The 21,031-nt window shown below is 70.9% G+C and carries 8 protein-coding genes; 6 read left to right on the top strand and 2 right to left on the bottom strand.

Annotated features, from left to right (window positions below; all coding sequences use genetic code 11):
• Positions 1 to 52 precede the first annotated feature (52 nt).
• Both MFF61_RS07325 and MFF61_RS07320 read right to left on the bottom strand, forming a co-directional pair.
• The gene (locus tag MFF61_RS07325; RefSeq protein WP_238234422.1) at positions 53 to 997 is read right to left on the bottom strand and encodes an alpha-E domain-containing protein; all 945 of its coding nucleotides are present in this window, start codon (positions 995 to 997) and stop codon (positions 53 to 55) included.
• A gap of 69 nt (positions 998 to 1,066) precedes the next feature.
• On the bottom strand, positions 1,067 to 2,506 hold the full coding sequence (locus MFF61_RS07320; RefSeq protein ID WP_238234421.1) for a circularly permuted type 2 ATP-grasp protein: 1,440 nt from the start codon (positions 2,504 to 2,506) through the stop codon (positions 1,067 to 1,069).
• Positions 2,507 to 2,738: 232 nt separating this feature from the next.
• On the opposite strand from MFF61_RS07320, the gene glgX reads away from it, so the two are divergent.
• The 6 genes from glgX (at position 2,739) to glgB (ending at position 20,934) form a co-directional block, all read left to right on the top strand.
• Positions 2,739 to 4,847 carry a glycogen debranching protein GlgX gene (gene glgX, locus MFF61_RS07315; protein WP_238234420.1) on the top strand — a complete coding sequence of 703 codons (2,109 nt, stop codon included), beginning with the start codon at positions 2,739 to 2,741 and terminating at the stop codon, positions 4,845 to 4,847.
• Between the two features lie 159 nt (positions 4,848 to 5,006).
• Positions 5,007 to 6,821 carry a malto-oligosyltrehalose trehalohydrolase gene (treZ, locus tag MFF61_RS07310; RefSeq protein ID WP_238234419.1) on the top strand — a complete coding sequence of 605 codons (1,815 nt, stop codon included), beginning with the start codon at positions 5,007 to 5,009 and terminating at the stop codon, positions 6,819 to 6,821.
• On the top strand, positions 6,821 to 11,716 hold the full coding sequence (locus MFF61_RS07305; RefSeq protein WP_238234511.1) for a malto-oligosyltrehalose synthase: 4,896 nt from the start codon (positions 6,821 to 6,823) through the stop codon (positions 11,714 to 11,716). Before treZ ends, MFF61_RS07305 begins: the two co-directional genes overlap by 1 nt.
• A 93-nt stretch (positions 11,717 to 11,809) precedes the next feature.
• Positions 11,810 to 15,187 carry a maltotransferase domain-containing protein gene (locus MFF61_RS07300; RefSeq protein WP_238234418.1) on the top strand — a complete coding sequence of 1,126 codons (3,378 nt, stop codon included), beginning with the start codon at positions 11,810 to 11,812 and terminating at the stop codon, positions 15,185 to 15,187.
• Positions 15,188 to 15,349: 162 nt separating this feature from the next.
• Positions 15,350 to 18,619, top strand: a complete 3,270-nt coding sequence (treS, locus tag MFF61_RS07295) for a maltose alpha-D-glucosyltransferase (protein WP_238234417.1) — start codon at positions 15,350 to 15,352, stop codon at positions 18,617 to 18,619.
• Complete coding sequence (gene glgB / locus MFF61_RS07290; protein WP_238234416.1) at positions 18,616 to 20,934, top strand: 1,4-alpha-glucan branching protein GlgB; 2,319 nt, start codon at positions 18,616 to 18,618, stop codon at positions 20,932 to 20,934. The genes treS and glgB overlap by 4 nt, the downstream gene beginning before the upstream one ends.
• Positions 20,935 to 21,031: the final 97 nt, after the last annotated feature.

Genomic DNA, 21,031 nt, shown 5'->3' with positions numbered 1-21,031 from the left:
CTCGTGCGGATGGGGCGGGGGAGGGGGTGTCGCTCGGCCGGAGCGCGCGCGGTCAGACGAGGTACTGCTCGGCGATCGCCCCTCCCAGGCGGTTGTTGTCCTGGATGAAGCCCTGGATGAACTCGTGCAGCCCGCCCGCGAACACCGCCTCCACGGAGGCGCTGTCGAGGCGGCTCAGCATGTTGCTGGCCAGCCGCTGGCTCGGCCCGCGGCGCCCGTACGCGTCGGCGATCAGGTCGAGATGGCGCACCAGCATCTCGTAGCAATTGGCGAGCGAGCGCGGCATCTGGCGGTTGAGGATCAGCAGGTCGGCGACCAGCCAGGGCTTGATGCTCTCGCGGTAGACCCAGTGATAGGCGGTGAGCGCCGAGACCTCGCGCAGGATCGTGGTCCACTGGAAGTAGTCGAGGCTGCCGCCCACCCGCTCGGTCTCGGGCAGCAGCACGTGGTACTTCACGTCGAGGATGCGGGCGGTGTTGTCGGCCCGCTCGATCGCGACGCCGAGCCGGGTGAACCAGTAGGCGTCGTTGCGCAGCATGGTGCGGTAGGCCGAGCCGTCGAAGGCCAGCGACACTCCCTTCACCCAATCGAGGAAGCGGGCGAATTCCTCGCGCGTGAAGTCGCGGCCCTCGTAGGAGCGCAGCGTCAGCCACGCCTCGTTGATCGCCTCCCACATCTCGACGGTGAGCGCGGTGCGCACGCTGCGGGCGTTCTCGCGGGCGGTCTGCAGGCAGCAGCGGATCGAGGAGGGATTGTGCGGGCTGAAGGCGAGGAAGTCCCGCACCGTGTGCTCGTTGACGCTGTCGTAGAGCGGCCGGAACAGTTCGGCGCTGCCCGCGGAGGCCAGCGCCGATTCCCACTCGTTGGTCTCCCCGCCGCCGTAGCTGGCCGGCAGGGCGGTGAGGCGCAGCGCCGCGTCGAGGATGCGGGCGATGAAATCCGCCCGCTCGGTGTAGCGCGAGAGCCAGAAGAGGTTGTCGGCGGTACGGGAGAGCATGCTGACGCGACTTCGAACGGAGGGTGGGCGGAGGGCGGGCGAGGGACCGGACGGCGTGCCGGCGACCCCTCAGGCGTCGAGCACCCAGGTGTCCTTGGTGCCGCCTCCCTGGCTCGAATTCACCACGAGGGAGCCCTCCTTGAGGGCGACCCGCGTGAGTCCCCCCGGCACGATCCGGATCTCGTCGGCGCCCGCGAGCACGAAGGGCCGCAGATCGACGTGCCGGGGCGCGACGCCGGAGGCCACGAAGGTCGGGCAGGTGGAGAGCGCCAGCGTCGGCTGGGCGATGAACCCGTCCGGCGCGTGCCGCAGCTTGCGCCCGAACTCCTCGATCTCGCGCTTGGTGGCGTGCGGTCCCACCAGCATGCCGTAGCCGCCCGAGCCGTTCACCTCCTTGACCACGAGGTCGCCGAGATTGGCCAGCACGTAGGCGAGCGCGTCCTTCTCGCGGCAGCGCCAGGTCGGCACGTTGTGCAGGATCGGCTCCTCGCCGGTGAAGAAGCGCACGATCTCCGGCATGTAGCTGTAGACCGCCTTGTCGTCCGCGATGCCGGTGCCGACCGCGTTGGCGAGCGTCACGCTCCCGCTCTGGTAGGCGCTCATCAGGCCGGGCACGCCGAGCACCGAATCCGGCCGGAACACCAGCGGATCGAGGAAGTCGTCGTCGATGCGCCGGTAGATCACGTCGACGCGCCGCGGCCCCTCGGTGGTCCGCATGTAGACCACGTCGTCCCGGGTGAAGAGGTCGGAGGCCTCCACCAATTCGACCCCGAGCTTGTCGGCCAGGAAGGAGTGCTCGTAGAAGGCGGAATTGAAGCGGCCGGGCGTGAGGAGCACCACCGTCGGGTCGCGGGCGGCGCTCATCGGCGCGAGGCTGCGCAGGGTGGCGAGCAGCGCGTCAGGGTAATCCTCCACCGGCGAGACCCGGTGCTTGCTGAAGAGTTCCGGGAAGAGGCGCAGCATCACCTCCCGGTTCTCCAGCATGTAGGAGACCCCGGACGGCGTGCGGGCGTTGTCCTCCAGCACATAGAACTGGTCCTCGCCCGTGCGCACGATGTCGATGCCGGCGATGTGGACGTACTTGCCGTGCGGCACCTCGAAGTCCCGCATCTCCAGCCGGTAATGCGGGTTGCGGTAGACGAGGTCGCCCGGGATCACCCCGGCCTTGATGCAGTCCTGCGGGCCGTAGACGTCGGCCAGGAACAGGTTCAGGGCGGTGACGCGCTGCTTCAGGCCGCGCTCCAGGAAGCCCCATTCCGGCTTGGTCAGCACCCGCGGGATGATGTCGAACGGGATCAGCCGTTCGGTCGACTCGTTGTCGCCGTAAACCGCGAAGGTGATGCCGATGCGGCGAAAGAACAGTTCGGCCTGACTGCGCCGCGTGTTGAAGTGTTCGGGCGGCGTCGAATCGAGCCAATGCTTCAGGGCCGCGTAGGCACCACGGATCTCGGCCTGATCCGCTCCGCTCTCCCGGATTCCGTTCATTTCATCGAACGCACTGAGCGGCATGGGCGTCCCTCTGGTTGGCCCGAGGCTAGACGCAAGAGAGGGGCCAAGGCAAAGGAAATGCGCCAGCCCCGCTTCGGGTTCACGCCGCCTCTCCCTGCGTGAGACGGAAGATGCGGGCGCGCCGGCGGCGGTTGCACAATCAGCAGGCAGTATTGGTCCCGCGCGACGAGTCCGCCGGTCGCGAGCTGCCGGAGGCTTGACCGGAGGCCGCCGGGACCCCGATGAAGGCGGGATGATCGCCCTCGATGACGGCTTGCCGGCGCCGCTCGGTGCCCATTTTGACGGGCGCGGGGTGAACTTCGCGCTCTTCTCGTCCCATGCCACCGCGGTGGATCTCTGCCTGTTCGATCCGACCGGGCGCCACCAGACGGACGTGATCCGCCTGCCGCGGCGCACCGACGACGTCTGGCACGGCTATCTCGCCGGGATGCTGCCGGGGCAGCTCTACGGCTACCGGGTGCACGGTCCCTGGGATCCCGCGGGCGGCCACCGCTTCAACCCGCACAAGCTCTCCCTCGACCCCTATGCGCGCGAGCTCGCCGGCCGGGTGCGCTGGCACGATGCGGTCTACGCCTACCGGCGGGGCCTGCACCGATCCGACCATATCGACCGGCGCGACAGCGCCGCGATGGTGCCCAAGGGCGTGGTGACGGCGCCCGAGCCGCATCTCGGCGACGACCCGCCCCTGCGCCGCCCGGCCGTCGACAGCGTGATCTACGAGGCGCACGTCAAGGCGTTCACCCAGACGCATCCCGGCGTGCCGCTGCCCTGGCGCGGCAGCTACGCGGCGCTCGGCCATCCGGCCATCGTCGAGCATCTGGTGTCGCTCGGCGTCACGGCCCTCGAACTCCTGCCGATCCAAGCCTTCGTGGACGACCGCTTCCTGGTCGATCGTGGCCTGTCGAACTTCTGGGGCTACTCGCCCCTGAACTACTTCGCCCCCGAGCCGCGCTACCTGGGTCCGGCCGGCATCCCGGGGCTCAAGGCCGCCATCCGGCAACTGCACGCCGCCGGCATTGAGGTGCTGCTCGACGTCGTCTACAACCACACCTGCGAGGCCGACCATCTCGGGCCGAGCCTGTCCTTCCGCGGCATCGACAATGCCAGCTACTACAAGCTGCGGCCCGACGACCGCGGCCGCGACCTCGACTGTACCGGCTGCGGCAACACCCTCGACGTCGCCCATCCGCGGGTGATGCAGATGGTGCTCGATTCCCTGCGCCACTGGATCGAGGCCTACCGGATCGACGGGTTCCGCTTCGACCTCGCGTCCAGCCTCGCGCGCGCGCCGCACGATTTCACGCCCCGCGCCGCGGTGCTGCAGGCCATGGCGCAGGACCCGGTCCTGTCGCGGGTCAAGCTGATCGCCGAGCCCTGGGACATCGGCATGGGCGGCTACCAGCTCGGCGGGTTCCCGGTCGGCTGGAGCGACTGGAACGACCAGTTCCGCGACGCCGCCCGCGGCTTCTGGCGCGGCGACGACGGCACGCTGCCGCGCCTGACCCAGGGCCTCACCGGCTCGCGCGAGACGTTTTCGCCCTCCGGCCGCGGCCCCGGCGCCAGCGTCAACTTCATCACCTCGCACGACGGCTACACGCTGGCCGACGTGGTCGCCTACGAGCACAAGCACAACGAGGCGAACGGCGAGGGCAACCGCGACGGCCACGGGCACAACGTCTCGTCCAATTACGGCGTCGAGGGGCCGACCGAGGATCCCGCGATCCTGGCCGTCCGGGCGCGCCAGAAGCGCAACCTGCTCGCCACGATCGTGCTCGCGCAAGGCGTGCCGATGCTGCTGATGGGCGACGAGCGCTCGCGCAGCCAGCGCGGCAACAACAACGCCTATTGCCAGGACAACGCGATCTCCTGGGTGGACTGGGACGACGACGGGGGTGATCCGGCGCTCACCGCCTTCCTGCGTCATCTCCTGGCGCTGCGCCGCGACCACCGGGCGCTGCGACGGCGCAAGTTCCTCACCGGCGAGAAGGTGACGGGCGCCGGCCTCAAGGACGTGCACTGGCTCTCGCCCTGCGGGGCCGAGATGGACGCCGCCGCCTGGGCGGACGGCGCCCGGCGCGCCTTCGGCATGCAGGTCGGCAACGATGCGCCCGACGGCAAGCGCCTGCTGCTGCTGGCCAACGCCGCCCCGGAGGCGGTGGCCTTCCAGGTGGCGCGGCTCGTCGGCGGTCCCTGGACGCCGCTCTTCGACACCACCGCGCCGGACGGACGCCCCCGGGAGCGCGAGGCGCTGCGGACCGGCGGCACCGTCCTGATGCCGGGCCGCTGCCTGCTCGTCTACGGGCGCCCTCTGGCGCGGCCGGCGCGAACGCACGGGGTCTGACCGGACCGGATCGGCTTTTTCGGGTTGCCTTGGGGAAGCGCCGCCTTAGGTGGCGCTGCGAGCGGGGCCGGCACGGAACCGGCGCAAGCTCGGCGGATTGCCCCCGAAAGGGACGCTCCCGCGCCCGAGATCCAACCCGATGCGAAGGAAACCGGACCGATGCGGCGCGCGCACAGCATGCCATTCGGCGCTCAGGTCGAACCGGAGGGCGTGCGCTTCGCGCTCTGGGCGCCCACTGCCCGCGACGTCGTCCTGGTCCTCGACGGCCAGGATCATCCGATGCCGGAGGCGGAGGGCGGCTGGCGCCGGCTGACCGCTCCGGCGCAGGCCGGCGCCCGCTACGGTTTCCGCATCGACGGTGACCTCGTGGTGCCGGATCCCGCCTCCCGCTTCCAGCCGGAGGACGTCTCGGGCCTGAGCGAAGTCGTCGACCCGCGCGCCTTCGCCTGGAGCGACGGCTCCTGGCGCGGGCGGGCCTGGGAAGAGGCGGTGGTCTATGAGGCGCATGTCGGGACGGCGACGCCGGAGGGCACCTATGCGGGCCTTGCCGCCAAGCTCGAGGACCTGCGCGATCTCGGCGTCACGGCGATCGAACTCCTGCCGCTCGCCGACTTCAAGGGGCGCCGCAACTGGGGCTACGACGGCGTGCTGCCCTACGCGCCCGATTCCGCCTACGGCACGCCCGACGATCTCAAGCGCCTGATCGACAGCGCCCACGCCCTCGGGCTGATGGTGTTCATCGACGTCGTCTACAATCATTTCGGCCCGGCCGGAAACTACCTCCACGCCTACGCCAAGAGCTTCTTCACCGAGCGCCACCAGACGCCCTGGGGCGCCGGCATCAACTTCGACGGCCGCGAGAGCGGTCGGGTCGTGCGGGACTACTTCCTGCACAACGCCCTCTACTGGCTGGAGGAGTTCCACGTCGACGGCCTGCGCTTCGACGCCGTCCACGCGATCCTGGACGATTCCGACACCCACTTCCTGGCCGAACTCTCGGCGCGCATCCGCGCGGCGCTGCCGGACCGGGAGATCCACCTGATCCTGGAGAACGAGGCGAACCAGGCGCGCTGGCTGGAGCGCCGGGACGGCAAGGCCACCGGCCACAACGCGCAATGGGCGGACGACACGCATCACGGCTGGCACGTGCTGCTCACCGGCGAGGATGCGGGCTATTACGAGAGCTTCGCCGACAAGCCGGCGGCGCACCTCGCCCGCAGCCTCGCGGAGGGGTTCGCCTATCAGGGCGAGCCGTTCCGCACCCTCGACAACCACCCGCGCGGGGAGCCGTCGGGCCACCTGCCGCCCTCGGCCTTCGTCACCTTCCTGCAGAACCACGACCAAGTCGGCAATCGGGCCATGGGCGAGCGGCTGAGCCACCTCGCCGATCCGCAGCGCCTCGCGCTCGCCCGCGCGGGCCTGCTGCTCGCGCCGCAGATCCCGATGCTGTGGATGGGCGAGGAATGGTCGGCCTCGGCGCCGTTCCTGTTCTTCGTCGACTTCGCGCCGGACGAGGAGCTGAACAAGGCCGTGCGCGAGGGCCGCCGCCGGGAATTCCGCAGCTTCGCGGCCTTCGCGGACGACGAGAAGGCGAAGGCGATTCCCGATCCGACCGCGGAGGCGACCTTCCTGCGCTCGAAGATCGACTGGTCCGAGCGCTCGCGCTCGCCCCACCGCGAGGTGCTGGAGGATACCCGGCTTCTCCTCGGCCTGCGCCGGGCCGAGGTGGTGCCGCTCACCAAGTCCGCCTGGCTCGGCGGCACGGCCGATCGGTCTCGTCCGGACGCGATCGACGTGACGTGGCGCTTCGCGGCCGGAACGCTGCGCTTCGTCGCCAATGTGGGCGAGGAGCCCCATGCGCTGCCGATGCCGGCGGGCCGGGTGATCTGGATCTCCGACACCGCGACCTGCCGCGAGGCCGGCGAGGTCGTGCTTCAGCCCTGGTCCGGCCTGTTCGCGAAAGAGGTGGCATGATGGCGGTGTCCGAGGAACTCGTCGCGCGGCTCTCCGACGCGGCGGGATTGGCCGCCGATTACGTCGATGCCTTCGGCCAGCGGGTGGAGACGCCGCTCCCGGTGCGCGCCGGCATGCTGGCCGCCCTGGGGCTGCCGGCCGGCACCGAGGCGGAGGCGCAGGACAGCCTGGCGCGCGTCACGGCCCTGCGGCACAACCTCGTGCCGCCCCTGATCCCGGTCGAGGCCCGCCGGGCCGCCCGCGTGCCGCTGCGGGGGGAGGCCGGCACGCTGAACTGGCACCTCGTGGAGGAGCGCGGCGGCGTCCGCGACGGGCGCGCCATCGTCTCGGCGGGCGATGACGGGTTCGACCTGCCCCCGCTCACGCCCGGCTACCACACCCTCGTGGTGACGCTCGGCACGCGGCGCGTGGAGGCGACCGTGATCGCCGCGCCGAAGCGCTGCTGGCGGCCGCGTGCGCTCGGCGACGAGGGCGCGCGGGACTGGGGCCTCGCGGTCCAGCTCTACGGCCTGCGCTCGAAGCAGAACCTCGGCATCGGCACCTACGCGGATGCGGGCCGGGCCGCCGCCGATGCGGGGGCGCGGGGCGCCGCCTTCCTGGGCCTGAGCCCGGTCCACGCGCTCTTCCCCACCGACCGCCAGAAGGTCTCGCCCTACTCGCCCTCCTCGCGGCTCTTCCTCGAAACCCTCTACGTCGACCCGCAGGCGGTGCCGGGCTTCGCCGGCAGCGCCGCCGAGCGGCTGCTCCACTCCCTGCGGCCGCAGGTGGACCGCCTGCGCGATGCCGCCCTCGTCGACCATGCCGGGGTGTGGGAGGTGCTGGCGCCGGTGCTCGACGCCCTCTGGCAGGAGAGCCGCGCCCGGGCCGGGCAGGATCCCGACTTCCTCGCCTTCCGGGCGGAGGCGGGCGAGCATCTGGAGGCCCACGCCACCTTCGACGCGCTCTCCGAGCATTTCCGGGCGCAGGGCGCCCACTGGGTCGGCGACTGGCCGGAGACCTACCGCCGCAACGGCACGCCGCAGGTCACGGCCTTCGCGCAGGCGCATGCGGAGCGGGTGTCGTTCCACGCGTGGCTGCAATTCCTCGCCGACCGCCAGCTCGGCGAGGCGGCGGCGCGGGCGGGCGGCATGCGCATCGGGCTCTACCGCGACCTCGCGGTCGGGGCGGACCGGGGCGGATCGGAGGTGTGGTCGCACCCGGAGCGCTTCTCGAACACCCTGTCGATCGGCGCGCCGCCCGACTTGCTGGCGCCCAACGGCCAGGATTGGGGCCTGCCGCCCTTCGACCCGCTGGAGCTGGAGCGCGACGGCCTCGCCGCCTTCCGGGCGCTGGTCCAGGCCAACATGCGCCATGCCGGCGCGATCCGCATCGACCACGCCTTCCAGCTGGCGCGCCTCTACCTGATCCCGGTCGGGCAGGGGGCGAAGGCGGGCGCCTACGTGGCGATGCCCTTCGAGCCGATGCTCGCCGTGCTGCGGCTGGAGAGCCACCGGGCGCGCTGCCTCGTGATCGCCGAGGACCTGGGCACCGCTCCCGAGGGCTTCTCCGACGCGCTGATGCAGGCCGGCATCCTGAGCTACCGCATCCTCGCCTTCGAGCGCGGCGAGGGCGGCAGCTTCAAGCGTCCGGGCGCCTATCCGCGCGACGCCCTCTGCGCCATCACCACCCACGACCTGCCGACCTTCGTCGGCTGGTGGCGCAGCGTCGACACCGACCTGCGCCAGTCGCTCGGCCTCTACGACGGCGCGCGCGCGGAGGCCGAGCGCGCCGAGCGGGTGCACGAGCGCCGCCGCCTCACCGAGGCGATGCACGCGGAAGGGCTCTACCCCGGCACCGAGCCGCCGGACCTGCCGCCCTTCGACGCCGCCGCCCGCTATCTCGCCCGGGCGCCCTCGATCCTGACCGCTGTGCAATACGAAGACGTGCTCGGCGAGGTGAGCCAGGCGAACATGCCCGGCGTCACCGACGGCTATCCGAACTGGCGCCGCAAGCTCGACCGCGACCTCGACGCCATCGCGGCCCCGGGCGGGCCGCTCGCGAAGGTCGCGGCCTCCCTCGCCTCGGAGGATCGCGGCCCGCGCTCGGGCGCGGCGCGTCTCGCCTCCGAGCCGCCGCGGGCGACCTACCGGCTGCAGTTCCACAAAGAGTTCACCTTCGACGACGCGATCGCGATCGTGCCGTACCTCGCGCGGCTCGGCATCAGCCACGTCTACGCCTCGCCGATCCACAAGGCGCGGCCCGGCTCCACCCACGGCTACGACATCGTCGACCACCGCGAGATCAACCCGGAGCTCGGCGGCGAGGAGGCGTTCATCCGCTTCAGCGACGCCCTGAAGGCGCACGGGCTGAAGCTCCTCCTCGACATCGTGCCCAACCACATGGGGGTCGGCGGTGCCGACAACCCGTGGTGGCTCTCGGTGCTCGAATGGGGGCCGCTCTCGCCCGCCTCGCAGGCCTTCGACATCGACTGGGAGCGGCTCGGCGCCCACAACAAGCTCGTGGTGCCCTTCCTGGGCGACCGCTACGGCGAGGCGCTGGAGAAGGGCGATCTGAGGCTCGCCTTCGACCCGCAGGAGGGCGGGTTCGCGGTCTGGCACTACGAGCACAAGGTCCCGATCTGCCCGTTGAGCTACCCGATCGTCCTCGACCGGGCGCTCGCGGCCCTGCCGGAGGTGGGGGATGCCGCCTCGGCGGAGGTGCTGTCGATCTCCGAGCGCCTGCGGCGGATGAGCGAGGAGACCAGTCCCGAGCGCCTCGCGGCCTTCCCGGGCGAGGCGGACGGGCTCAAGCAGCGGCTCGCCGAGGCCGTCGCCGGCTCGCCCGACCTCGGCGCGGCGATCGAGCGGGCGGTGGCCCTCGTCAACGGCTTCAAGGGCCATCCCGACAGCTTCGGCGCGCTCCACCGCATCCTGGAGGCGCAATCCTACCGGCTCGCCCATTGGCGGGTGGCGGCGAGCGACATCAACTACCGCCGCTTCTTTGACGTGAACTCGCTCGCGGGCCTCCGGGTCGAGCGCGACGAGGTGTTCGAGGGCGCGCACGCGATGCTGTTCCGCCAGATCCGCGCGGGGCGGATCGACGGCCTGCGCATCGACCACATCGACGGGCTCGCCGACCCGGCGGGCTACGTGCGGGCGCTCCAGAGCGCGGTGGGGCCGGGCTTCTACATCGTGGTGGAGAAGATCCTGGAGCCGGGCGAACGCCTGCGCCCCTGGCCGGTGGCCGGCACCACCGGCTACGATGTCCTCAACCAGATCGACGGCCTGTTCGTGGACCAGGGCCGGCGCGAGGCCGTGCGGGCGCTCTATGCGGGCGCGACCGGCATGGACGAGCCTTACGGCCTGATGCTGCGCCAAGTGAAGGCGGAGATCCTGGAGACGAGCTTCGCCAGCGAGCTGGAGGTCCTGACCTCGGACCTCAAGCGCGTGGCGGATGCCGACCGGCGCACCCGCGACTTCTCGGTCAACGCCCTGCGGCAGGCGCTCACCGAGATCGTCGCGCGCTTCCCCGTCTATCGCAGCTACATGCCCCAGGACCTCGACGAGGGCGACCTCGAGGAGGAGGACGTGCGGCTGATCGAGGGCGCGGTGCGCAAGGCCAAGCGCCACTCGCGCCTGCCCGACCGCTCGGTGCACGACTTCGCGCAGGGCGTCCTGCTCGGGCGGATCGACACCGACTCGCCGGGCCGGCCCTCGCCCGAGATCGTGCGGCGCGTGCGCCGCCGCTTCCAGCAGCTCACCGGCCCGGTGATGGCCAAGAGCCTGGAGGACACGCTGTTCTACCGCTTCGTCGAACTCCTCGCCCTCAACGAGGTAGGGGGCGATCCGGGCGAGTACGGCCTCTCGGCCGAGCACTTCCACGCGCTCCAGGCCGCCCGCGCCCGCGACTGGCCGAACGCGCAGATCACCACCGCCACGCACGACACCAAGCGCGGCGAGGACGCGCGCACGCGCCTCCTCGCGCTCTCGGCGATGCCGGAGGCGTGGGGCGAGGAATGGGCGCGCTTCAGGGAGATCGCCGACCCGCACCTCGGCGAACTCGACGGCGAACCGGCGCCCGATGCCAACGACCTCTGGATGTTCTTCCAGGCGATCCTGGGCGCGTGGCCGCTCGAACTCCTCGGGCCCGACGAGGACGGCGAGGCGGTGGCGGATTTCCGCCGCCGGCTCGGCGCCTATGCCGAGAAGGCGCTGCGCGAGAGCAAGCGCCGGTCGAGCTGGGTCAACGTGGACGAGGCCTACGAGGCGGCGGTGGGGCGGCTGTTCGATGCCCTGATCGCGCCGGGCTCGCCCTTCCTGTCGGCCTTCCGGCCCTTCGCGCGCCAGCTCGCCGAGGCCGGCATGGTGACGGGGCTTGCTCGCACCGCGCTCAAATGCACGCTGCCCGGCCTGCCCGACACCTACCAGGGCACCGAGTTCTGGGACTTCTCCTTCGTCGATCCCGACAACCGTCGGCCGGTCGATTACGGCGCGCGGGCGCGGGCGCTGGAGGCCGACGGCGACGTCGCGGAGATGCTGGCGCAGTGGCCCGACGGACGGATCAAGCAGGCGCTGCTCGCGCGCCTGCTGGCCGACCGGGCGGCGCATCCGGGCTTCTACGCCGATGCCGATTATCACCCGCTCTCGGCCGAGGGGCCGGGGGCCGAGGGGGTGCTCGCCTTCCTGCGCAGCGAGGCGGGCCGCGACGGCGCGCTCCTCGTGGCGGTGCCTCGCCGGGGCGGGCCGGTGCAGGGCCTTGCGCAGGGGTTCACCGGCACGGCCCTGCCCGTGCCGGAGGGCAGTCGCTGGCGCGATCTCGTCACCGGCGAGGAACTTGGGGCGGAGGGCGGGCGTCTTTCGCTCGACCGCCTCTTCCGGAGGCTGCCCCTCGCCGTTCTGCGTCGCACGACCGATTGAGAGACCGGATCACGCCGCGCAGGCGGCATGCGTGCGGCCCGGGACCCGGCGCCGGGCGACGAGACACGACACGATGCAGGCAGGACAGGTCCGATGAACGTACCTCGCACCAGCACCAACCCCGCCGAACGCGCCGTGACGCCGCTGCCCGCGACGCTGGCACCCCTCGCGGCGGGGCCGCGGATCTACAATCTGTTTCCGCTCCTCGTCGGCCGGGTCGCGGATTGGAGTGCGGAACTGCCGCGCATCGCCGCGATGGGCTTCGACTGGGTCTACCTCAACCCGTTCCACCAGACCGGGGGCTCGCGCTCCCTCTACGCCGTGGCCGATCCGGACCGCCTCGACGAGCGCTTCCGCGACCCCGGCGGCCTGCCCGACGACGAGCAGATCCGGGGGTTCGTCGCGGCGGCCGCCGCAGCGGGCCTCAAGGTGATGACCGACCTCGTGGTGAACCACGCGGCCAATGACGGGCGCCTCGTCGGCGAGCGGCCCGACTTCTTCCTGCGCGACGCCGACGGCCGGCCGGTGAGCCCGGCCGCGGTCGATCCCGACGACCCGACCAAGGTCACGGTCTGGGGCGACCTCGCGGAGTTCGACTATCACGCCGAGGAGCCGCGCGCGGCGCTCATCGGGTTCTGGGACGCCTACATCGCCCGGCTGCAGGCGCTCGGCGTGGCGGGATTCCGCTGCGACGCCGCCTACAAGGTGCCGCCCGACGTCTGGCGCGTGCTGATCGGGCGCGCCAAGGAGCGCGACCATGCGGCCCTGTTCGCCGCCGAGACGCTCGGCTGCACCTTCGAGGAGGCGCGCGCCACCGCGGGCGCGGGCTTCGACTACCTGTTCAACAGCTTCGCGTGGTGGGACCTCAAGGCGCCGTGGGCACTGGAGCAGTACGAGCGGCTGCGCACCATCGCGCCCTCGATCGCCTTCCCGGAGAACCACGACATGCCCCGCCTCGCCGCCGGGGTGGCGGGCGATGCGGGCGCCGTCGCGGCCGCGCTCAAGACGCGCTACGCGCTCGCCGCCTTCTTCTCGGCCGGCGTGCTGATGCCGATCGGCTACGAATGGGGCTACCGACGGCCCCTGCACGTGGTCGAGACCAGCCCGGAGACCCGGGAAACCGACAGCGGCATCGACATCTCGCCCTTCATCGCCGCGGTGAACCGGCTGCGGGCCGACCTGCCGGCGGCCAATGTCGAGGGCGCGCAGTGGCGGCTCTCGGCACCGGACGCGCCCTACGTGGCGCTGCTGCGGCTCGACACCGGCCATCCGGGCTCGGCCGAACACGGGGTGATCGTGCTCTACAACCCGTGCGAGGCGCCCGTCGCGGTCGATCCCGGCCCCCTGATCGCCCGCACCGGCGGCGAACTCGGGCCCTTCGAGGACATGACGCCCGAGGTCGCCCCGCTTGCCTTCCGGGCCGACCACTCGGTCGATCTTCTGCCCGGCGCGGTCCACATCCTGGCGGCGCGGCGCATCGCGGCCGCCCAGCCGCGGCGGCGGCGCGCTTCCGAGCCGACCGGCAAGGGCCGGGTGATCATCGAGGCGGTGAGCCCGGAGATCGACGGCGGGCGCTCGGCGGTCAAGCGCATCGTCGGCGAGCGGCTTCGGGTCGAGGCCGACATCTTCACGGACGGGCACGAGGTGATCAACGCGGCGGTGCTCTCGCGCGTGGCGGGCGAGAGCGAATGGCGCCGTGACCCGATGGTGTTCATCGACAACGACCGCTGGGGCGGGGCCTTCCCGCTCTCGCGCAACGCCCGCTACGAGTACACCGTGGAGGCCTGGCGCGACGACTTCTCGTCCTGGCTGCGCGGCCTGGAGAAGAAGCGCGCGGCCGGCATCGACGTGCACCTGGAAACCATCGAGGGCGTGGCCCTCGTCAAGCGTGCGGCCGAACTCGCGGACGGCAGCGACGCCCAGGCCCTGACCGGCCTCGTGGCGGCGCTGGCGGCGGACGAGCCGGGCTCGGGCGCGCAGCTGCACCGCATCCTGGAGCATCAGCGGATCATCCACCGCAACTCGGAGCGGGTGAACCTCTCGCGCTACCCCGTGACCCTCGAAGTCTTCGCCGACCGGCTCGCGGCCCGGTTCTCGGCCTGGTACGAGATCTTCCCGCGCTCGCAATCGGGGGATCCGAACCGCCACGGCACCTTCGACGACGTGATCGCGCGGCTGCCCGAGATCCGGGAACTCGGCTTCGACGTGCTCTACTTTACGCCGATCCACCCGATCGGCCGCAAGAACCGCAAGGGCAAGAACAACTCGCTCAAGGCCCGCGAGGGCGATGTCGGCTCCGTCTACGCCGTGGGGGCGGACGAGGGCGGCCACGAGGCGGTGCATCCGGACCTCGGCACGCTCGACGATTTCCGCCGGCTCGTGGCGGCGAGCCACGCCCACGGCATGGAGGTGGCCCTCGACTTCGCGATCCAGTGCTCGCCCGACCATCCCTGGATCAGGCAGCACCCCGAATGGTTCGACTGGCGGCCCGACGGCAGCATCAAGTACGCCGAGAACCCTCCCAAGAAGTACGAGGACATCGTCAACGTCGACTTCTACCGCGAGGGCAGCTTCCCGTCGCTGTGGCTGGAACTGCGCGACGTGGTGGTCGGCTGGGTCGAACTCGGCGTGCGCATCTTCCGGGTCGACAACCCGCACACCAAGCCGATCCCGTTCTGGGAGTGGATGATCCGCGACATCAACGACCGCTACCCGGACGTGCTCTTCCTCGCCGAGGCCTTCACCCGACCCAAGATGATGAAGAAGCTCGCCAAGGCCGGCTTCCAGCAGAGCTACACCTATTTCACCTGGCGCAACACCAAGAGCGAGCTGGCGAGCTACTCCGAGGAGCTGGCCGGCGAGATGGGTGAGTACTACCGGCCGAACTTCTTCGCCAACACGCCGGACATCAATCCGTTCTACCTTCAGACCAGCGGCCGGCCGGGGTTCATCGTGCGCGGCACGCTCGCCGCCACGCTGTCGAGCGTCTACGGCATCTACAACGGCTTCGAGCTCTGCGAGGGCACGCCGATTCCCGGCAAGGAGGAGTACCTCGACTCGGAGAAGTACGAGCTGAAGGCCTGGGACTACGACCGCCCCGGCAACATCCGCGACCACATCATCAAGCTCAACCGCATCCGGCGGGAGAACCCGGCCTTGTGGGACTTCCGGAACATCCGCTTCACGCCGGCCTGGAACGACCAGATCCTGGCCTACGTGCGGATGACCGAGCGGCGCGACAACGTCGTGCTGGTGATGGTCAATCTCGACCCGAAGAACCGGCAGGAATGCACCTACGAGGTGCCGCTGTGGGAATTCGGCCTGCCCGACGACGGGGCCGTGGAGGTCGAGGACCTGCTGCTCGGCTACAAGTTCCAGCTGCGCGGCAAGACCCACTGCATCGCCCTCGATCCGGCCGAGCGCTCGGTCGTGATCTGGCGCCTCAGCCGGCCGGACCGGGTTGCGGTCTGAGACGGCGCATGGCAGCACGGCACCCGATCCGGTCCGGCCTGTCGCCGGACCGGGCGAAACCGCTGTCTTCCCGAACCCTCCCCCGGCGCAGCGCGTTCATGCGGAACACCGCGTGGTCTCGGGCCCGCCGCTCGGAAACCGATCGAACGAGGCTCTGACGCGATGATCGATCGCAGCGATCCGCACTGGTACCGTGACGCCATCATCTACCAAGTCCACGTCAAGTCCTTCTTCGACGCGAACAATGACGGCATCGGCGACTTCGACGGGCTGACCGCGAAGCTGGACTACATCCGCGACCTCGGGGTCACGGCGATCTGGGTGATGCCGTTCTATCCCTCGCCGCTGCGCGACGACGGCTACGACATCGCCGATTACCGCGGCATCAACCCATCCTACGGGACGATGCGCGAGTTCCGCCGCTTCGTGCGCGAGGCGCACGACCGGGGCCTGCGGGTCATCACCGAGCTCGTCATCAACCACACCTCGGACCAGCATCCCTGGTTCCAGCGCGCCCGCAACGCCCCCAAGGGCTCGAAATGGCGCGACTTCTACGTCTGGTCGGACACCGACGAGAAGTACAGCGACACCCGCATCATCTTCCTCGACACCGAGGCCTCGAACTGGACCTGGGACCCGGTCGCCAAGGCGTATTACTGGCACCGCTTCTACTCGCACCAGCCCGACCTGAACTTCGACAACCCGCGGGTGCTCGACGCGGTGATCGAGGTGATGCGCTACTGGCTCGACATGGGCGTCGACGGGCTGCGCCTCGACGCGATCCCCTACCTGATCGAGCGCGAGAACACGAACTGCGAGAACCTCTCCGAGACGCACGACGTCATCAAGAAGATCCGCGCCGCCCTCGACGAGGGCTATCCCGACCGCATGCTGCTGGCCGAGGCCAACCAGTGGCCGGAGGAGACCGCGCAGTATTTCGGCGACGGGGACGAATGCCACATGGCGTTCCACTTCCCGCTGATGCCGCGCATGTACATGGCGATCGCGCAGGAGGACCGGCACCCGATCACCGATATCATGCGGCAGACGCCGGAGATTCCGGAGGGCTGCCAGTGGGCGATCTTCCTGCGCAACCACGACGAGCTGACGCTCGAGATGGTGACCGACAAGGAGCGCGACTACCTCTGGAGCTTCTACGCCGCCGACCGGCGCGCCCGCATCAATCTCGGCATCCGCCGCCGCCTCGCGCCGCTGCTTGAGAACGATCGGCGCAAGATCGAGTTGATGAAGTTCCTGCTGCTGTCGATGCCCGGCACGCCGGTGCTCTACTACGGCGACGAGATCGGAATGGGCGACAACATCTACCTGGGCGACCGCGACGGGGTGCGCACCCCGATGCAATGGTCGCCCGACCGGAACGGCGGGTTCTCCCGGGCCGATCCGGCGCGCCTGTTCCTGCCCACCATCCAGGACCCGATCTACGGCTTCGACGCCGTCAACGTCGAGGCGCACAGCCGCGCGCAGACGAGCCTGCTCAACTGGACGCGGCGGATGATCGCCATCCGCAACAACCGCCGCTCGCTCGGGCGGGGCACCCTGCGCTTCCTCTACCCGGACAACCGCAAGGTGCTGGCGTGGCTGCGCGAGTCCGACGACGAGCGGGTGCTGTGTGTCGCCAACCTCTCGCGCGCGCCGCAGGCGGTGCAGCTCGACCTGTCGGATTTCCGCACCGCGGTGCCGGTGGAGCTGACCGGCGGCACCTCCTTCCCGCCGATCGGCGATCTGCCCTACCTCCTGACGCTGCCCGCCTACGGCTTCTACTGGTTCCATCTCGATGCCGCCCGGGCGGAGGCCGCCGGACCCCGGCACGAGCCGCCCGAGTTGTTCACCCTCGTGCTCACGGGCGGGGTCGAAACCCTGATGCGGGGCCGCGAGCGCGAGGCCTTCGAGCGCACCATCGCGCCCCAGTTCATCCGCTCGCGCCGCTGGTTCGGGGCCAAGGGCTCGCGCATGCGCGGCGTCGAGGTGGTGGATTTCGCCGCTTTGCGCACCCGCGACGGCAAGGACGGGTTCCTGCTGCCCCGGATCGCCGTCACGCTCGCCAGCGGCGAGCGGCAGGACTACTTCGTGCCGCTTGCGGTGGACGAGGGCCGCGAGGACGAGGCCTTGCTCGGCCACGCGGTCGCCCGCGTGCGCCGCGGCCCGCGCATGGGCCTCCTCTACGGCGCCGCCTCGTCGGCCGAGTTCGCGATGACGCTGGTGGACGGCATCCGCCGCGGGCTCGACCTCCCCTCCGAGAACGGCACGATGGCGTTCCGGCCGACCTCGCAGTTCGATCCCGAGCTCGACCTCGACCCGGCCGATATCCGCCGTCTCTCCGCGGAGCAGAGCAACACCTCGGTCGCCTTCGGGTCGCGGCTGATGCTGAAGCTGCTGCGCCGGCTGCAGCCCGGGGCGCATCCGGAGGTGGAGGTCGGGCGCTTCCTCACCGAGGTGGCGGGCTTCCGCAACACGCCCGCGCTGCTCGGCACCATCGAGCACGTGGCGCCGGACGGCACCCGCACGGCGCTCGCCCTACTGCAGGCCTTCGTGCGCAACCAGGGCGACGCGTGGACCCTGATGCGCGAGTACCTGCGCCGCGACCTCGACAGCATCGTTCTGGTGCCCGAGAGCGAGGCGCCCCCGGCTGAGGACGTGTTCGCCACGCACCTGCGCTGGGCGAGCCTGCTCGGCCAGCGCACCGCCGAGATGCACCGCGCCCTGGCGACGGAGACGGACGATCCGGCCTTCGCGGCGGAGCCCTTCACGGCGGACGACCTCGCGGTGCTGGTGGCCGACACCCGGGCGCAGGCCGAGAAGGCCCTGCGCGGGGCGGCCGGCGTCGGGGCCGGCGCCTCCGAGAGCGCCCGGGAGGCGGCGGCGGCGATCCTCGCCGCGAAGGACGAGATCGACGCGACGATCACCCGGCTCGGACGGCGCGAGCCGCTCGGCGCCTACAAGACCCGCATCCACGGCGACTATCACCTCGGCCAGGTGCTCGCCTCGCAGGACGACCTCATCATCGTCGATTTCGAGGGCGAGCCGTCCCGTCCGGTGGACGAGCGGCGGGCGAAGTCGACCCCGCTGCGCGACGTGGCGGGCGTCCTGCGCTCCTTCGCGTATGGCGGCGAGACGGTGACGCGGGAACTCGTCGCGCGGTTCGCCGAGGCGGCCGAGCGGACCACGACCGCGGTGGCCGCGTGGCGCGGCCTGATCACCGCCGCCTTCCTCGAAGCCTACGGCACGGCGGTGCGGGGCAGCCGCGCGGCGGTGTTCGACGACGCCACGCACGAGCGGCTGCTGCGCCTCTGCCTGCTGAACAAGGCGCTCTACGAGGTCGACTACGAGGCCAATAACCGCCCGGACTGGATCGAGATTCCCGCCCGCGGCGTGCTCTCCCTTCTCGAAGACATGCGAAAGGTGCCTGAATGACGGACGAGACCAGCGCCCGCACGCCGGCCCCTCAGACGCGCGCCGCTCCCCTGCGGGCGGCCACCAGCGCGGCGGTCTCGGACTCGCCGCCCTCGCGTCCCGCCCGCGTCACCACGCAGGCGCGGCAGGCCGGACTCCATCCCGACGCGGTCGAGGCCATCATGGCCGCCAACCACGGCGATCCGTTCGCGGTTCTCGGCCCCCACGAGGTCGCGCCCGGTCAGTGGGAGGTGCGGGCGGTCCTGCCGGAGGCCCGCGCCGCCACGGTGCTGCTCGGGGAGACGCGCATCGACATGGAGCGGCGTCACCCGGCGGGCTTCTTCGTCGGTGCCTTCGCGCATCAGGGCCGGCCGGATTACCGCCTCGCGGTCGAGGGCTGGGACAACACCGAGCGCGTGCGCCGCGACCCCTACGAATTCGGCCCGACGCTGCAGCAGCTCGAGATCCAGCTCCTGCGCGACGTCGGCAACGACGCGGTGCAGCGGGTGCTCGGCGCGCAGGCGATCACGGTCGGCGGCATCGACGGCTTCCGCTTCGCGGTCTGGGCGCCGAATGCGCGGCGCGTGAGCATCGTCGGGGACTTCAACGACTGGGACGGGCGCCGCCACCCCATGCGCCTGTGGCAGGACGGCGGGGTGTGGGAATTGTTCATCCCGGACCTGCCGACGGGGAGGCACTACAAGTTCGAGATCCGCGGCCCCGACGGCTCGCTCCTGCCGCTCAAGGCCGATCCGGTCGCCTTCGCGGCCCAGCAGCCGCCCGAGACGGCCTCGCGCCTCAACGGCCGGCCCGCGCCGCGCTGGCGCGACGAGGCCTGGATGCAGAGCCGCGGCAAGGCCGACCACCGCCACAGCCCGATCAGCATCTACGAGGTCCATCTCGGCTCCTGGGCGCGGGTGCCGGAGGAGGGGAACCGCTACCTGACCTACCGGGAGCTGGCTGCACGCCTGATCCCCTACGTCAAGGAGATGGGCTTCACCCACATCGAGCTCCTGCCGATCACCGAGCATCCGTTCGACGGCTCGTGGGGCTACCAGCCGGTCTCGCTGTTCGCGCCCACGAGCCGCTTCGGCTCGCCCGACGACTTCGCCGAATTCGTCAACGCCGCGCACGAGGCCGGCATCGGCCTGCTGCTCGACTGGGTGCCGGGCCACTTCCCCCTCGACGCCCACGGGCTCGGCCAGTTCGACGGCACCCACCTCTACGAGCACGCCGACCCCCGCCAGGGCTTCCACCAGGATTGGGGCACCTACATCTACAATTTCGGGCGGACCGAGGTCGCGGCGTTCCTGGCCGCCAACGCCCGCTTCTGGCTGGAGGAGTACCACCTCGACGGCCTGCGCGTGGATGCGGTGGCCTCGATGCTGTACCTCGACTATTCGCGCCGGGCCGGCGAGTGGATCCCCAACCAGTACGGCGGCAACGAGAACCTCGACGCCATCAACTTCCTGCGCCGCACCAACGAGGCGACGTACAGCCATGCCCCCGGCACCATGACGGTGGCGGAGGAATCGACCTCCTGGCCGGGCGTCTCGCACCCGACCTACACGGGCGGCCTCGGCTTCGGCTTCAAGTGGAACATGGGGTGGATGCACGACACCCTGCAGTTCATCTCCAAGGACCCGGTCCACCGCCGCTACCACCACCACGACCTGACCTTCGGGCTGCTCTACGCCTTCTCGGAAAACTTCATCCTGCCGCTCTCCCACGACGAGGTCGTGCATGGGAAGGGCTCGCTCATCGGCAAGATGCCGGGAGACCGCTGGCAGAAGTTCGCCAATCTGCGGGCCTATTTCGGCTTCATGTGGGGGCATCCCGGCAAGAAGCTCCTGTTCATGGGCGGCGAGTTCGGCCAGGAGCGGGAGTGGAACCACAACCAGAGCCTGGACTGGCACCTGCTGGAGGACCGCTTCCATGCGGGCCTGAAGGATCTGGTGCGCGACCTCAACCGGCTCTACGTGGCGACGCCCGCCCTGCACGCCCGCGACACGGAAGCGGGCGGCTTCCAGTGGCTCGTGGCGGACGATGCCGACAACAACGTGATCGCCTGGGCGCGTAAGGGCCGCAACGAGGGCGAGATCGCGATCGTGGTCTCGAATTTCACCCCGATCCCGCGCCACGGCTACCGCATCGGCGTGCCCGCCCCCGGCTTCTACCGCGAGGCGATCAACACCGATGCCGAGGTCTATGGCGGCGGCAATGTCGGCAATTACGGGGGCGTCGAGGCTTCCTGCGAGCCCTCGCACGGGCAGTCCTGCTCCCTCACCCTGTCGCTGCCCCCGCTCGGCACGCTGATCCTCGTGCGCGAGGGCTGAAGGCCGTGAGCCTGTCGACCTCATCCCGCAGAACGACGGCCCGTCCCCTGACCGGGGGCGGGCCGCGTTCCTGGCGACGGGGCCGGTGCGTTCTGGC

The sequence above is a fragment of the Methylobacterium isbiliense genome (genome assembly GCF_022179325.1).
Classification (GTDB): Bacteria; Pseudomonadota; Alphaproteobacteria; order Rhizobiales; family Beijerinckiaceae; genus Methylobacterium; species Methylobacterium isbiliense.
This window is presented reverse-complemented; position numbering and strand designations above follow the sequence as displayed.